This window comes from Leclercia sp. M50, assembly GCF_037150775.1.
Taxonomy (GTDB): Bacteria; Pseudomonadota; Gammaproteobacteria; order Enterobacterales; family Enterobacteriaceae; genus Enterobacter.
The window spans coordinates 1-13,253 of sequence record NZ_JBBCPK010000102.1 but is presented as its reverse complement, the minus strand read 5'-3'; the positions used below and the strand labels follow the sequence as shown (position 1 = coordinate 13,253).

Genomic DNA, 13,253 nt, shown 5'->3' with positions numbered 1-13,253 from the left:
AGAGCAGTGCAACGCGGCTTTCGCTCACCGTTGCGAGGTGGCGTATATTACGCTTTCCTCTTTCAGAGTCAAGCGATTATTTTCGCTTTTCTCCTCAACCGGCCCGGCTGTCTGTGTGAAGTGATTCACATCCGCCGTGTCGATGGAGGCGAATTATAGGGAGTTCTTCGGCGCTGACAAGCGGAAAAAGACAATTTTATTTCAACCGCTCACCTTTTCGCCACAACGCCTATTTTTGCTGCTTTTTGATGGTTTCCGGCAGCGCTGCCAGGCTGTTAATCACGCAATCCGCTGCATTTTCCGCTTCAGGCGTGACAGGCTTGCCAGTACGCACCAGAATTTTATGACCCACGCCTGCCGCGGCAGCTGCCTGCATATCTTCCAGTTTATCGCCCACCATATATGAAGCGCTCATATCTATATGAAGGAACTCTTGTGCGGAAGTGAGCATACCCGGGTGTGGTTTTCGGCAATCACAGGTCTGGCGATACTCGTCCACGGTCCCCTGTGGGTGATGCGGACAATAATAGATACCGTCCAGATCAACGCCGCGATCCGCCAGTGACCAGTCCATCCATTCCGTTAAGGTCTCAAACTGTGCTTCGGTGAATTTACCGCGCGCGATACCTGACTGGTTGGTGACGACCACCAGCGCAAATCCCATCTCTTTTAATTCACGCATGGCTTCAATAACGCCATCAATGAATTCAAATTCGTCTATCTCATGCACATAACCATGATCGACATTAATTGTGCCGTCACGATCGAGAAAAATTGCGGGTACTGATTTTGCCACCGGTTTGCTCCTGAATAGGGATGTCTGCGTAGTATCTCATGTTTCACTGCGCAAGAAAGTGCTCATCGCGCAGAGTTGGATTGATTTAGACGTCTGGATGCCTTAACATCCGTTTTGTTGACGGTCATCGCCCGTATCAGGCAGCAGAAAATGCCACGGCTAACTTACATACGATAAAAATAATCTAATGATTAAACTTTCGAATATCACCAAAGTGTTCCAGCAAGGGAACCGTACCATTCAGGCGTTGAACAACGTTAGCCTGCATGTTCCGGCTGGACAGATTTATGGCGTCATTGGCGCCTCAGGTGCAGGTAAAAGTACGCTCATTCGTTGCGTTAACCTGCTTGAACGCCCGACCGAAGGCCACGTTCAGGTTGATGGTACGGAACTGACTACGCTTTCAGAAGCAGAACTGACTAAAGCCCGCCGCCAGATTGGCATGATCTTCCAGCACTTTAACCTGCTCTCTTCGCGCACCGTGTTTGGCAACGTTGCCCTGCCGCTGGAGCTGGATAACACGCCCAAAGACGAAATCAAACGCCGCGTCACCGAACTGCTGGATCTGGTCGGTCTGAGCGAGAAGCACGACACCTTCCCGGCCAACTTGTCCGGCGGACAAAAGCAGCGCGTGGCGATTGCGCGTGCGCTGGCCAGCAACCCAAAAGTATTACTCTGTGACGAAGCCACCAGCGCCCTAGATCCGGCAACAACCCGCTCGATTCTGGAGCTGTTAAAGGATATCAACCGTCGGCTGGGACTGACCATTCTCCTTATTACGCACGAGATGGATGTGGTTAAGCGCATCTGCGACTGTGTGGCGGTGATAAGCCAGGGTGAACTGATTGAACAAGACACCGTCAGCGAAGTGTTCTCGCATCCGAAAACCCCACTGGCGCAGCAGTTTATTCAGGCCACGCTGCATCTGGATATTCCGGAAGACTATCTGGCACGTTTAAAGGCACAACCAGAAGCAAACAGCGTTCCAATGCTGCGGATGGAGTTTACCGGCAAGTCAGTGGATGCCCCGCTGCTGTCAGAAACTGCGCGCCGCTTCAATGTGAACAACAACATTATTAGCGCGCAGATGGATTACGCCGGTGGCGTGAAGTTCGGCATCATGCTGACTGAAATGCACGGTACGCAAGAAGATACGCAGGCGGCGATCGCCTGGCTGCAAGAGCATCATGTAAAAGTTGAGGTACTGGGTTATGTCTGAGGCAATGATGTGGTTGCTGGCACGCGGCGTATGGGAAACGCTGGCGATGACCTTCGTATCCGGCTTCTTCGGTTTTGTCATTGGTCTGCCGGTGGGCGTGCTGCTGTACGTTACCCGTCCGGGCCAGATAATTGAGAACGCAAAACTTTACCGCACGCTCTCCGCGCTGGTGAACATCTTCCGTTCCATTCCCTTCATCATTCTGTTGGTATGGATGATCCCCTTCACTCGCGTTATTGTGGGCACGTCCATTGGCCTGCAGGCTGCCATCGTCCCCCTGACCGTGGGCGCGGCGCCGTTTATCGCCCGTATGGTTGAGAACGCGCTGTTAGAGATCCCATCGGGCCTGATTGAAGCGTCCCGCGCCATGGGTGCGACGCCGATGCAGATCGTTCGCAAGGTCTTACTGCCAGAAGCATTACCAGGTCTGGTCAACGCGGCCACCATCACGCTCATTACTCTGGTGGGTTACTCAGCGATGGGTGGTGCGGTAGGCGCCGGCGGTCTGGGACAGATCGGCTATCAGTATGGTTACATTGGCTACAATGCTACCGTTATGAATACCGTGCTGGTTCTGCTGGTTGTACTGGTTTATCTCATTCAATTCTCTGGCGATCGCATCGTCCGGGCTGTTACGCACAAATAACGTTACACAACACAAACTCGACGAGTTAAGGATAAAAACATGGCGTTTAAATTTAAGACCTTTGCTGCGGTAGGCGCGCTGATCGGCTCTCTGGCACTGGTAGGTTGTGGCCAGGACGAAAAAGATCCAAACCACATCAAAGTGGGTGTTATCGTCGGTGCGGAGCAGCAGGTTGCAGAGACGGCAGCGAAAGTGGCGAAAGAGAAGTATGGCCTGGACGTGGAGCTGGTGACGTTTAACGATTATGTACTGCCTAACGAAGCGCTGAGCAAAGGCGATATCGATGCTAACGCCTTCCAGCACAAACCGTACCTGGATCAGCAGATCAAAGATCGTGGCTACAAGCTGGTTGCGGTGGGCAATACTTTCGTTTACCCAATCGCGGGCTACTCCAAAAAAATCAAATCATTAGAAGAACTGCAGGACGGTTCTCAGGTAGCAGTACCTAACGATCCAACCAACCTTGGCCGTTCCCTGCTGCTGCTGCAGAAAGTGGGTCTGATTAAACTGAAAGATGGTGTTGGCCTGCTGCCGACCGTTCTGGACGTGACCGAGAATCCAAAAAACCTGAAAATTGTTGAGCTGGAAGCGCCACAGCTGCCACGTTCTCTGGATGATGCGCAGATCGCCCTGGCGGTTATCAACACCACTTACGCCAGCCAGATTAACCTGACGCCAGCGAAAGACGGTATCTTCGTGGAAGATAAAGACTCTCCGTACGTTAACCTGATCGTTACCCGCGAAGATAACAAAGATGCGGAAAACGTGAAGAAGTTCGTACAGGCTTACCAGTCTGATGAAGTTTACCAGGAAGCAAACAAAGTCTTTAACGGTGGTGCAGTTAAAGGCTGGTAATCTTACCTTTGTGTAATATCATTCAGGACGGGCGTAAGCCCGTCTTGTCATTTATGCAGGCAACTGATTCAATATCTGACGATTTGATTATTCATTGAGGAAACAATATGCGTGCTTTACCGATCTGTCTTTTAGCACTGATGCTGAGCGGTTGTTCTATGCTAAGCAGATCTCCTGTTGAACCTGTTAAAAGCACAGCAACCCCGCCGAAAGTGGAGCCTGAAAAGCCAAAAGCACCACGTCCTGCGCCGGTCAGAATCTATACCAAGGCTGAAGATTTAGTGGGTAAACCGTTCCGCGATCTGGGTGAAGTCTCGGGCGAATCTTGCCAGGCCACCAACCAGGATTCTCCTCCAAATATCCCTACTGCGCGTAAACGCATGCAGATCAATGCCTCTAAAATGAAGGCCAATGCGGTTCTGCTGCACAGCTGCGAAGTTACCAGCGGCACACCTGGCTGCTATCGTCAGGCCGTTTGCGTAGGTTCTGCCCTTAACGTCTCGGCGAAATGAGTACATTCCAGTTCGAGCAGATAGGCGTTATTCGCTCACCCTATAAAGAGAAGTTTGCCGTGCCACGCCAGCCTGGTCTGGTGAAAAGCTGTAGCGGCGAACTTCACTTGCTCGCGCCCTATAATCAGGCCGATGCCGTGCGCGGACTGGAAGCGTTCAGCCACCTGTGGGTGCTGTTTATCTTTCATCAGACCATGGCTGGCGGCTGGCGCCCTACCGTGCGCCCACCTCGTCTCGGCGGTAACGCCCGAATGGGAGTGTTTGCCACGCGCTCGACCTTTCGTCCAAACCCTGTCGGTATGTCGCTCATCGAACTGAAAGGCATTCGCTGCCAGAAGGATCAGGTGATTCTGGAGCTTGGCAGCCTGGATCTGGTGGACGGTACGCCCGTAGTGGATATCAAACCTTACCTGCCCTTTGCAGAAGCCTTGCCGGATGCGCGTGCCAGCTACGCCCAGCAGGCCCCCCAGGCAGATACGCCGGTCTGGTTTACCGATGCGCTCACCCCCCAGTTGATCCAGCTGGAGAAGCGCTATCCTCGACTGCGGGAATTTATCATCGACGTGCTGGCCCAGGATCCCCGTCCGGCCTACCGTAAAGAGGAAGAGGCAGGGAAAACCTACGCCGTCCTGTTGCTGGATTTTAACGTTCGCTGGCGCGTTACCGCGGCGGGCTTTGAAGTGTTTGCCCTCGAGCCGCAGTAATTTTATCCTCTTCTCTTTTGGCATCTTTGCCACACTGGTAAACTAAACCACTTTTTTTGTGTCAGGCTGCCGGTCAGCCTGTTCCACTCTTCGAAATGGAACCGTAACAACATGCGTACTAGCCAATATCTGCTCTCCACTCTGAAGGAGACACCTGCCGACGCCGAGGTGATCAGCCACCAGCTGATGCTGCGCGCCGGGATGATCCGCAAGCTGGCCTCCGGGTTATACACCTGGTTGCCGACCGGCGTGCGCGTCCTGAAAAAAGTCGAAAACATCGTGCGTGAAGAGATGAATAACGCCGGTGCTATCGAGGTGTTAATGCCGGTAGTTCAGCCCTCTGAACTGTGGCAGGAGAGTGGTCGCTGGGAGCAGTATGGTCCGGAACTGCTGCGTATTGCCGATCGTGGCGATCGTCCATTCGTTCTCGGCCCAACGCATGAAGAGGTCATTACCGATCTGATCCGCAACGAGCTGAGCTCATACAAGCAGTTGCCGCTGAACTTCTTCCAGATCCAGACCAAATTCCGTGATGAAGTGCGTCCACGTTTTGGCGTCATGCGCTCTCGCGAATTCCTGATGAAAGATGCTTACTCTTTCCACACTTCTCAGGAATCGCTGCAGGAGACCTATGACAAGATGTACGAAGCGTACAGCAAAATCTTCTCCCGCATGGGTCTGGATTTCCGCGCCGTTCAGGCTGATACCGGTTCTATCGGCGGTAGCGCATCCCATGAGTTCCAGGTGCTGGCACAGAGCGGTGAAGACGATGTGATCTTCTCTGACTCCTCTGATTACGCCGCGAACATTGAGTTTGCAGAAGCCCTGGCGCCAAAAGCGCCGCGAGCTGCGGCAACCGAAGAGATGAAGCTGGTTGATACACCAAACGCGAAAACCATCGCCGAGCTGGTTGAGCAGTTCAATCTGCCGATCGAAAAAACGGTCAAAACCCTGCTGGTGAAATCCACCGAAGGCAGCGCCTACCCGCTGGTTGCTCTGCTGGTCCGTGGCGATCACGAGTTGAACGAAGTGAAAGCCGAGAAGCTGCCACAGGTTGCAAGCCCGTTAACCTTCGCAACGGAAGCGGAAATCCGCGCCGTCGTCAACGCGGGCCCTGGTTCTCTGGGTCCGGTGAATATGCCTGTTCCTGTTGTGGTTGACCGCACGGTCGCCGCGATGAGCGACTTCTCCGCTGGCGCGAACATCGACGGCAAACACTATTTCGGCATTAACTGGGATCGCGACGTCGCGACGCCAGAAGTGGCGGATATTCGTAACGTGGTGGCAGGCGATCCAAGCCCGGACGGCAACGGCACCCTGATGATCAAACGCGGTATCGAAGTCGGTCATATCTTCCAGCTGGGTGATAAATACTCCCGCGCGCTGAACGCCGCCGTTCAGGGTGAAGATGGCCGCAACCAGGTCCTGACCATGGGCTGCTACGGTATTGGTGTAACCCGTGTGGTTGCTGCCGCTATCGAGCAGAACTACGACGAGCGTGGCATCGTCTGGCCGGACAACATCGCTCCGTTCCAGGTGGCGATCCTGCCGATGAACATGCATAAGTCCTACCGTGTGCAGGAGCTGGCGGAAAAACTCTACAGCGAGCTGCGTGCGCAGGGTATCGAAGTGCTGATGGACGATCGTAAAGAGCGCCCAGGCGTGATGTTTGCGGATATGGAACTGATCGGCATTCCGCACACCATCGTGATCGGCGATCGTAACCTCGATAATGACGAAATCGAGTATAAGTATCGTCGTAACGGTGAGAAGCAGATGATTAAAACCGGTGACGTGCTTGAGTATTTAATCAAAAACATCAAAGGTTGATGTCGTAAGAGGCCCTGATTTTCAGGGCCTCTTTTTTTACAAGGATTGTAAAAGATATGAAAATGCACAGGGCGTTGCATCGCCTGCTCGTTCCCTCTCTCTTTTTATTTTCCGGCTGTACGCTTGATGTCAGCAGACAGGAAAGCGCAGCAAATGCAGTAGAGGCTCAGTCGAAAAAATGGGCAATCAAACTGCAGCGCCAGAGTTCTCTTTCAGAAAAAAAGCTGCTCGAAATCACCGAAAAAGAGCTTAAAGCTGGCGATCTTCTCTTCTCATCCAGCATCGGGATTACGTCCCTTGGCATTCGCCTGCTCAGTACCTCTTCCGTCAGTCACGTTGCAGTTTATCTCGGCAATCATGATGTGGCAGAAGCGACAGGCAACGGGGTGCAAATTATAAGCCTGGAAGATGCCATGCAGCACAGCGACAAATTATTCGCTTTAAGGGTGCCCAACCTGACACCCGAGCAAGCGGCAACCATTAAAGTATTTGCCGAACAGGCGCAACATAGCCGCTATAACTATCGGGGAATTATTGAGTTTGTTCCCTTCATGGTGACAAAACAATTATGTTCGCTGAATCCCTTCTCAGAAACTTTTCGCCAGCAGTGCGTTAGCGGCTTTGCCACTGCACAATTAAGCAGAACAAGCGAAGATGAAAAAAAGGCGTGGTTTTGTTCGGAATTTGTTAGCGATGCCTTCCTGAAAGCGGGTCACCCGCTGACGATGGCAGAATCAGGCTGGATAAGCCCTGCCGATTTGATGCATATGCGTGAAGGCGATATCTCCACCTATAAACCTGAAACAGAGCTACGGTACATTGGCCATCTCAAACCCGGAATTTACATCAAAACGCGTCGCTTTGTAGGACTCAGGCCCTGATAATTGGGCCGGCAACCCCCTCCGGCCCAGCTTCTCAACGAGACTGACAATCTTTGCCAGCCTGGAAGGCTGCATCTTTATCGACTATCAGCGTTTTAACGCTTTGACCAGTGTCCGGGTTGGCCTCAAGAGTAAAATGCCCGTTCACGGTGAGCAGCACCGGTTTAGTATCATTTCCGCGCGCCGCCGCGTAATCCCGCTCCAGCTGCGCGTTATTCGCTACGCTCAACTTTTTGCCGGTGGCACAGTCGGTGAAGCTCGCCGCATCAGCCATATAGAAATACATGCCGCGCATCGCCATTGGCGTTGATGGCAGGGCAGCGTTAACGGGCGCCAGGGTGTAGTTAAACTGCGACTCGATCGGATTTCCTTCCCGATTGAGCATCTCCAGCCCTTCGCCTTTCGCCCGGAAATAGTGCTTTTCGCCCTGCGTGTCCGTCAGCACCAGCTTATCCGCTGTTCGCGCCCAGCTGCCGTAGCTGGCGAAAGAGGAAGGCGCCTTTGCCCCCTGATAATGTTGGTTCATTACCCAGGTGCCATCTTTTTCCAGAAACAGTGAGGTTTCGATACCTTCGCAGTCGGCGCAGGGTAAAACGCCCCGCCAGCTCTGCTGCATCGGTTTTAGCGCCTCTTCATGGGCTGGCTCCAGCGCCTGCACCTCTGCCCGGTTATGACATCCCATCAGGATGGCCAGCGCGCCTGCAGCCACCACTGAAAATATTGCTGTTTTCACATCAGATTCCTTTTCTCAACCCGCCTGCTCCCCGTTAATCCTGGGGGCCTCGAACTTTGCCACGCAGTGCTTTGACGGTCGATTTTTGTGATTTAGAAGCCAGACGGCGCTCTTTCGATGCGCGTGTCGGGCGGGTTGCCCGCCGGCTTTTTTGCACTGCCGTTAACTCTTGTATTACCGCCACCAGCCGGGCAAGCGCGGCTTCCCGGTTCATCTCCTGGCTGCGGTACTCCTGCGCCTTGATAATAATGATGCCGTCAGAGGTGATCAGATGATGGCTGGCGGCGAGCAGGCGCTCTTTATAATACTCTGGCAGGCTGGATGCCCGAATGTCAAAGCGCAGATGAATAGCCGTTGAGGTTTTGTTCACATGCTGGCCCCCTGCTCCCTGGGCGCGGATCGCGGTGATCTCCACTTCATGATCGGGCAGGGCGACGGTTCGGGAGACTACGATCATGAACGGGACTGCCAGGCTTCCGGATGAATTTCCAGATTATTCTCAGCATCCGACAGCCAGATGGCGCCATCCTGAATGGTTGCCTGCAGAATCATGGTTCGACCGGCAAATGCGCTCAGCTTAGCCAGTTGATCATCATCCAGATACCAGACAGACAGGTTGGCAAACTGGGCGCACTTATTCTTGTTCTGCTGCCACCAGATCTCCGCTGCGCGGCTGTTGTAGGTAAAGAGCGCCACTTCAGCAGATTGCGTGCAGGCTTTCTTGATGCGACGCTCATCCGGCAGGCCCAGCTCAATCCAGAGATCGATACCCAGATGATCGTTGAGCAGCCAGGCTTCCGGCTCGTCTTCCGCACTTAACCCGCGGGTAAATTGCAGGCGCTCATTGGCGTACTTAATCCACGCCAGCAGGCGCAGCATCATGCGCTCTTGCGTTTCGGAGGGATGACGCGCCAGCGTCAAGGTCGCATCCAGAAACTGATTGCGGTCTAAATCCGCCACATTGACCGCGGCTTTGTAAATTGTCGCTTTAAGCGCCATGAGAGAACTCCTTTCGAATCAGGTGCGCATTGTAGCGAAATCTCCGCCAAAAGGCTGTTACAGGCTTGAGAATGTCTGCAACATCAACCTGCTGATATTGCTTAAATGAGTATGGTATAGTCACCTTGCTAAACCGAGTTTATCTTCGTAGGCTTAATGGTATCTCACAGTAAAGTCAGTGCGCTGGCAGGAGGGGATGTGGATAATTATTGTGAGCTAATTCGCAAACGGTATGCGGAAATTGCCAGCGGCGATCTGGGGTATATCCCCGATGCGTTGGGCTGTGTATTGAAAGTTCTGAATGAAATGGCGTCGGATGACACGCTTTCAGAATCGGTCAGAGAAAAAGCAGCATATGCTGCTGCGAATTTACTGGTGAGCGATTATGTCAATGAATGATACCTATCAACCTATTAACTGCGATGATTACGACAATCTCGAACTCGCCTGCCAGCATCACCTGCTTCTTACGCTGGCGTTAAAAGATGGCGAAGTGCTGAAGGCCAGGGCGAACGATCTGGTTTCCCGTAAGAACGTGGAGTATCTGGTTGTGGAAGAAGGCGGCGCAACGCGCGAACTGCGTCTCGATAAAATAGCCAGCTTCAGTCATCCCGAAATCGGCACCGTTGTGGTGAGCGAGTCCTGATCCCGTGTAACGGGCAGCCTGCTGCCCGTTACGTTTTCCACTCCAGCTCTACGCCCCGCTCCGCTTCAGCCGCCCCTTCATGCGTTACAAACACCCCCGCCGCTGCCACCAACGTTTCTCCGTAGAATAGAAGCGGCGTGCTGTCCCGACGCCAGGGGGCAACGTTAAGTTCCTGCCAGATTTTTTTGATCTTGCGTCCGCCGTTTCGCCCGACAATGTGCAGCGTACCGCTGGCGCGAAAGCGCACCGTCACGGGCTCATCTGCCCGCGGCAGTCGAAGAGCGCCCCCCGTCTTGAGATGAAGCGTACCCAGCCCTTCCGGCAGAGAGAGGGGCCGCTCCAGCAACAGCCAGTCGATAACCCGATCGGCCAGCGAGGCGTGGACTTTCACCCACCACAGCTGACCGCGAAAGCGACGAATTTCACCTTCGCCGGAACGCAGCCGCGGTGCCGCGTCTTCCCGGGCCAGCACCACCTCATCCCAGATGCGATTAAGCATGTCGCGTGACGGCATTAACGCCCTGTGCAGCGCCAGCCATCGGCGCAGCAACGCGGCCCGGCGTACCGCACTCATCGCCTGTAGCGGCGCGATAGCCAGCGCCCCGTCTGGGGAGACTAATGTTGAAAGCTCGTCTGCCAGCAGTTCATCCAGCAGGTGCTCCTGCTCCGCGCACAGCGTGGCGCTGCGGGAGGTGGCCTGAGCAAAATGCGGCCAACGCTCTGCCAGCAGCGGCAGGACGCGCAGACGCAAAAAATTGCGGTCATAGCTGTCGTCCTGGTTGCTTTCATCCTCAATCCAGCGCAGATCCCAACGCTGCGCCCAGGCCAGCAGCGAGTCTCGCGTTTCACCAATGAGGGGGCGAATTTGTTCGGTACCGGCAAAACGCGCCCGCGCGGGCATGGCCGACAGCCCCGCCGGGCCACTGCCGCGCTTTAGCGCCAGCAGAAAGGTTTCACACTGATCGTCCAGATGTTGCGCCGTGACCAGCGCTTCATCCGGCAACAGGGCCTCACGAAAGGCGGCATAACGCGCTTTACGCGCCTGCGCCTCCAACCCCAGCCCCTCCTCCGCCAGCGTTACCCGCGCCACGATAAGCGGGATATTCCACTGCTGGCACAGGTGCTGGCAATGGGCGACCCAGCTGTCGGCGTGGGGGCTCAGGCCATGGTGAATATGGATAGCGCGCAGCTCAAGGCCCGGCTCCTGTTCCCGCCACAGCATTAGCTGATGCAGCAATACCGTGGAATCCAGGCCACCGCTAAAGCCCACCAGCAGTCGGCGGTACGGGTGAAGAGCTTGCTGAAGGTCGGCTGTGGTCATCGTCGTCATTTATCCAGAAAGGTGCCCGGCACGTTACCGGGCATTCCCTGGCGAGGCAAGCGTTACTGCTGGTAGAGCTCCAGCGGCAGGCCATCAGGATCGTTGAAAAAGGTGAAGCGCTTTCCGGTGAAGGGATCGATACGGATGGCTTCGCACTTAACACCGTGGGATTCAAGATGCTCTACCGCCTGGTCAATGTCATCCACACTGAACGCCAGATGACGTAAACCGCAGGCTTCGGGCCGGGACGGACGCGCCGGCGGGAAGGGGAACGAAAAGAGCTCAATGACATACTGACCATTCAGCGCCAGGTCGCCTTTCCAGGAATCACGCTCTTCGCGGTAAAACTCACTTTGCAGGGTAAAACCCAGCGTATCGCAGTAAAACGCCTTACTGGCGGCATAGTCGGTGGCAATGATTGCAATGTGATGAACCTGCTTTAAACCCAGCATAGCCTCTCCTTATTGGTGTGCCTGAACGTTATATCCGAACCCCCTTGCCGTGCAAGGGGTCATGACGCTTTTAAGACCCGTACCCGGTAGATGCCGTTTTCATCCCGTTTGGCACCGTGGATGTCGGTTTCAAAGCCGGGATAGTGGCGGCCAATCGAGCAGAGCATTAACAGGAAATCGAGAACCGCCCTGCTCTTCTCGGTGATCATCTCACCGGGCATAAGCAACGGCACACCAGGAGGATAAGGGAGGATCATATTGGCCGACACCCGGCCAACCAGATCCTCCAGATCGACCGTCTCTACCTCCCCCTTCACCTGACGCTGCCAGGCGTGATGCGGGGTGAGCTTCATTTCTGGCAGGACATCAAACGCCTGCAGCATCAGTCGCGGCAAGTCGTGCTGACGAATGAGCTTGTGAATGCCTTTAGCCAGATCCTGAATACGCATGTTGCGGTAGAAGTCGGGATCTTCGGCATAGAGATCCGGCAGCATGTTCTTGACCCGCAAATTCAGATCGTAGGCGCGCTTAAACTCCATCAATCCGCGCAGCAAACCCATCGCCCGGGTTTTGTCGATACCGATACTGAACAGGAAAAGCAGATTGTACGGCCCGGTTTTTTCGACCACCACGCCGCGCTCGTCGAGGAATTTCGCTACCAGCGCCGCCGGGATCCCCTCTTCACTCATCACTCCCTGCTCGTCCATACCTGGCGTCAGAATGGTGACTTTGACCGGATCGAGGAACATATGATCCGCATCGGCATCGCGGAAACCATGCCAGCTCTCGCCCGGCGCCACCGGCCAGCATTCAGCTTCGTCAATGTCGTCCGGCTGCCAGATATCGAAGAACCAGCCGTCGGCTTCATCTTTAAGGCGCTGAACCTCTTTGCGGAAGTGCAGGGCGCGCTCAACGGAGCGGTTGATCAGGCGCTTACCGGGATTACCGCGCAGCATCGCCGCTGCCGTTTCAATGGAGGCCACCAGCGGATAGCTGGGCGATGTGGTGGTGTGCATCATAAAGGCTTCGTTGAAGGTATCTTCATCGTACTCGCCCTTAATGTGAATCAGCGAGGCCTGAGAAAACGCAGCCAGCATTTTGTGCGTGGACTGGGTTTCGAAGAACACTTTACCCGGCAGGCGTTCACCGCTCATCCCGCTTTTTCCGGCATAGATGGGATGGAAATTGGTATAGGGGACCCAGGCAGAATCAAAATGGATGGAGGGTACATCGAGGGTCTGTTTCACCCAGTTGGTGTTGTAAAGCAGGCCGTCGTAGGTGGAATTGGTGATCACCGCGTGAACCGGCCAGCTTGCGCCCGGCACGGCTGCCACTTTGCGCTCTATTGCCGCATGAGAAAATTCCCGGCGCGGGATCCCGCCCAGAATGCCCAGCGCGTTGCGGGTCGGCGACAGCCAGAGCGGCACCACGTCACTCATCATCAGCAGGTGCGCCAGAGATTTATGGCAGTTGCGGTCGATCAGTAAAGTGCTGCCGCCCGGCGCAGCGTACATGCCAACGATCTTGTTCGACGTCGAGGTACCATTGGTCACCATATAGCTCTGCTCGGCACCAAATGTACGGGCGATATACTCTTCAGCTTCGAGATGCGGGCCGGTATGATCCAGCAGCGATCCCAGCTCCGTCACCGAGATCGAC

16 protein-coding genes are annotated in these 13,253 nt (G+C 54.7%); 9 read left to right on the top strand and 7 right to left on the bottom strand.

Going from position 1 to position 13,253, the window contains the following annotated elements; genetic code table 11:
- Positions 1-229: 229 nt before the first annotated feature.
- The gene (gene gmhB / locus WFM46_RS19720) at positions 230-796 is read right to left on the bottom strand and encodes a D-glycero-beta-D-manno-heptose 1,7-bisphosphate 7-phosphatase (protein WP_114387898.1); all 567 of its coding nucleotides are present in this window, start codon (positions 794-796) and stop codon (positions 230-232) included.
- Between the two features lie 187 nt (positions 797-983).
- On the opposite strand from gmhB, the gene metN reads away from it, so the two are divergent.
- From metN to WFM46_RS19685, 7 genes are all read left to right on the top strand, one after another.
- A complete protein-coding gene (gene metN / locus WFM46_RS19715) occupies positions 984-2,015 on the top strand; it encodes a methionine ABC transporter ATP-binding protein MetN (protein WP_103178359.1) in 1,032 nt (343 codons plus the stop codon).
- A complete protein-coding gene (locus WFM46_RS19710) occupies positions 2,008-2,661 on the top strand; it encodes a methionine ABC transporter permease MetI (protein ID WP_039030285.1) in 654 nt (217 codons plus the stop codon). Before metN ends, WFM46_RS19710 begins: the two co-directional genes overlap by 8 nt.
- A 39-nt stretch (positions 2,662-2,700) precedes the next feature.
- Positions 2,701-3,516, top strand: a complete 816-nt coding sequence (gene metQ / locus WFM46_RS19705) for a methionine ABC transporter substrate-binding lipoprotein MetQ (protein WP_039030286.1) — start codon at positions 2,701-2,703, stop codon at positions 3,514-3,516.
- 107 nt (positions 3,517-3,623) lie between these two features.
- The gene (gene rcsF, locus WFM46_RS19700; protein ID WP_103178358.1) at positions 3,624-4,028 is read left to right on the top strand and encodes an Rcs stress response system protein RcsF; all 405 of its coding nucleotides are present in this window, start codon (positions 3,624-3,626) and stop codon (positions 4,026-4,028) included.
- Positions 4,025-4,732: a tRNA (N6-threonylcarbamoyladenosine(37)-N6)-methyltransferase TrmO gene (gene tsaA / locus WFM46_RS19695; RefSeq protein WP_336998312.1), complete on the top strand. Its 708-nt coding sequence runs from the start codon at positions 4,025-4,027 to the stop codon at positions 4,730-4,732. Before rcsF ends, tsaA begins: the two co-directional genes overlap by 4 nt.
- 111 nt (positions 4,733-4,843) lie before the next feature.
- Positions 4,844-6,562: a proline--tRNA ligase gene (gene proS / locus WFM46_RS19690; RefSeq protein WP_103178356.1), complete on the top strand. Its 1,719-nt coding sequence runs from the start codon at positions 4,844-4,846 to the stop codon at positions 6,560-6,562.
- 56 nt (positions 6,563-6,618) lie between these two features.
- The gene (locus WFM46_RS19685) at positions 6,619-7,443 is read left to right on the top strand and encodes a YaeF family permuted papain-like enzyme (RefSeq protein WP_263951323.1); all 825 of its coding nucleotides are present in this window, start codon (positions 6,619-6,621) and stop codon (positions 7,441-7,443) included.
- 34 nt (positions 7,444-7,477) lie between these two features.
- Here the strand turns inward: WFM46_RS19685 and nlpE are convergent, their stop codons facing one another.
- From nlpE to WFM46_RS19670, 3 genes are read right to left on the bottom strand one after another with little or no spacing between them, the layout of a single operon-like run.
- A complete protein-coding gene (gene nlpE, locus WFM46_RS19680; protein WP_336998311.1) occupies positions 7,478-8,176 on the bottom strand; it encodes an envelope stress response activation lipoprotein NlpE in 699 nt (232 codons plus the stop codon).
- Positions 8,177-8,210: 34 nt separating this feature from the next.
- Positions 8,211-8,633 carry an alternative ribosome rescue aminoacyl-tRNA hydrolase ArfB gene (gene arfB / locus WFM46_RS19675; protein ID WP_103178353.1) on the bottom strand — a complete coding sequence of 141 codons (423 nt, stop codon included), beginning with the start codon at positions 8,631-8,633 and terminating at the stop codon, positions 8,211-8,213.
- Positions 8,630-9,175, bottom strand: coding sequence for a YaeQ family protein (locus WFM46_RS19670; RefSeq protein WP_103178352.1), 546 nt, complete (start codon positions 9,173-9,175; stop codon positions 8,630-8,632). The genes arfB and WFM46_RS19670 overlap by 4 nt, the downstream gene beginning before the upstream one ends.
- A gap of 198 nt (positions 9,176-9,373) precedes the next feature.
- On the opposite strand from WFM46_RS19670, the gene WFM46_RS19665 reads away from it, so the two are divergent.
- Both WFM46_RS19665 and rof read left to right on the top strand, forming a co-directional pair.
- Positions 9,374-9,574: a YaeP family protein gene (locus WFM46_RS19665; protein WP_103178351.1), complete on the top strand. Its 201-nt coding sequence runs from the start codon at positions 9,374-9,376 to the stop codon at positions 9,572-9,574.
- Positions 9,561-9,821 carry a Rho-binding antiterminator gene (gene rof / locus WFM46_RS19660; protein ID WP_103178350.1) on the top strand — a complete coding sequence of 87 codons (261 nt, stop codon included), beginning with the start codon at positions 9,561-9,563 and terminating at the stop codon, positions 9,819-9,821. The genes WFM46_RS19665 and rof overlap by 14 nt, the downstream gene beginning before the upstream one ends.
- Positions 9,822-9,849: 28 nt before the next feature.
- Here rof and tilS read toward each other — a convergent pair whose 3' ends face one another.
- The 3 genes from tilS to WFM46_RS19645 all read right to left on the bottom strand — a co-directional run.
- On the bottom strand, positions 9,850-11,142 hold the full coding sequence (gene tilS / locus WFM46_RS19655) for a tRNA lysidine(34) synthetase TilS (protein WP_336998310.1): 1,293 nt from the start codon (positions 11,140-11,142) through the stop codon (positions 9,850-9,852).
- Between the two features lie 62 nt (positions 11,143-11,204).
- Positions 11,205-11,594, bottom strand: coding sequence for a VOC family protein (locus tag WFM46_RS19650; RefSeq protein ID WP_103178348.1), 390 nt, complete (start codon positions 11,592-11,594; stop codon positions 11,205-11,207).
- A 59-nt stretch (positions 11,595-11,653) separates the two neighbouring features.
- The coding region (locus WFM46_RS19645; RefSeq protein ID WP_336998309.1) for a lysine decarboxylase LdcC at positions 11,654-13,253 on the bottom strand (1,600 nt) is incomplete at its 5' end.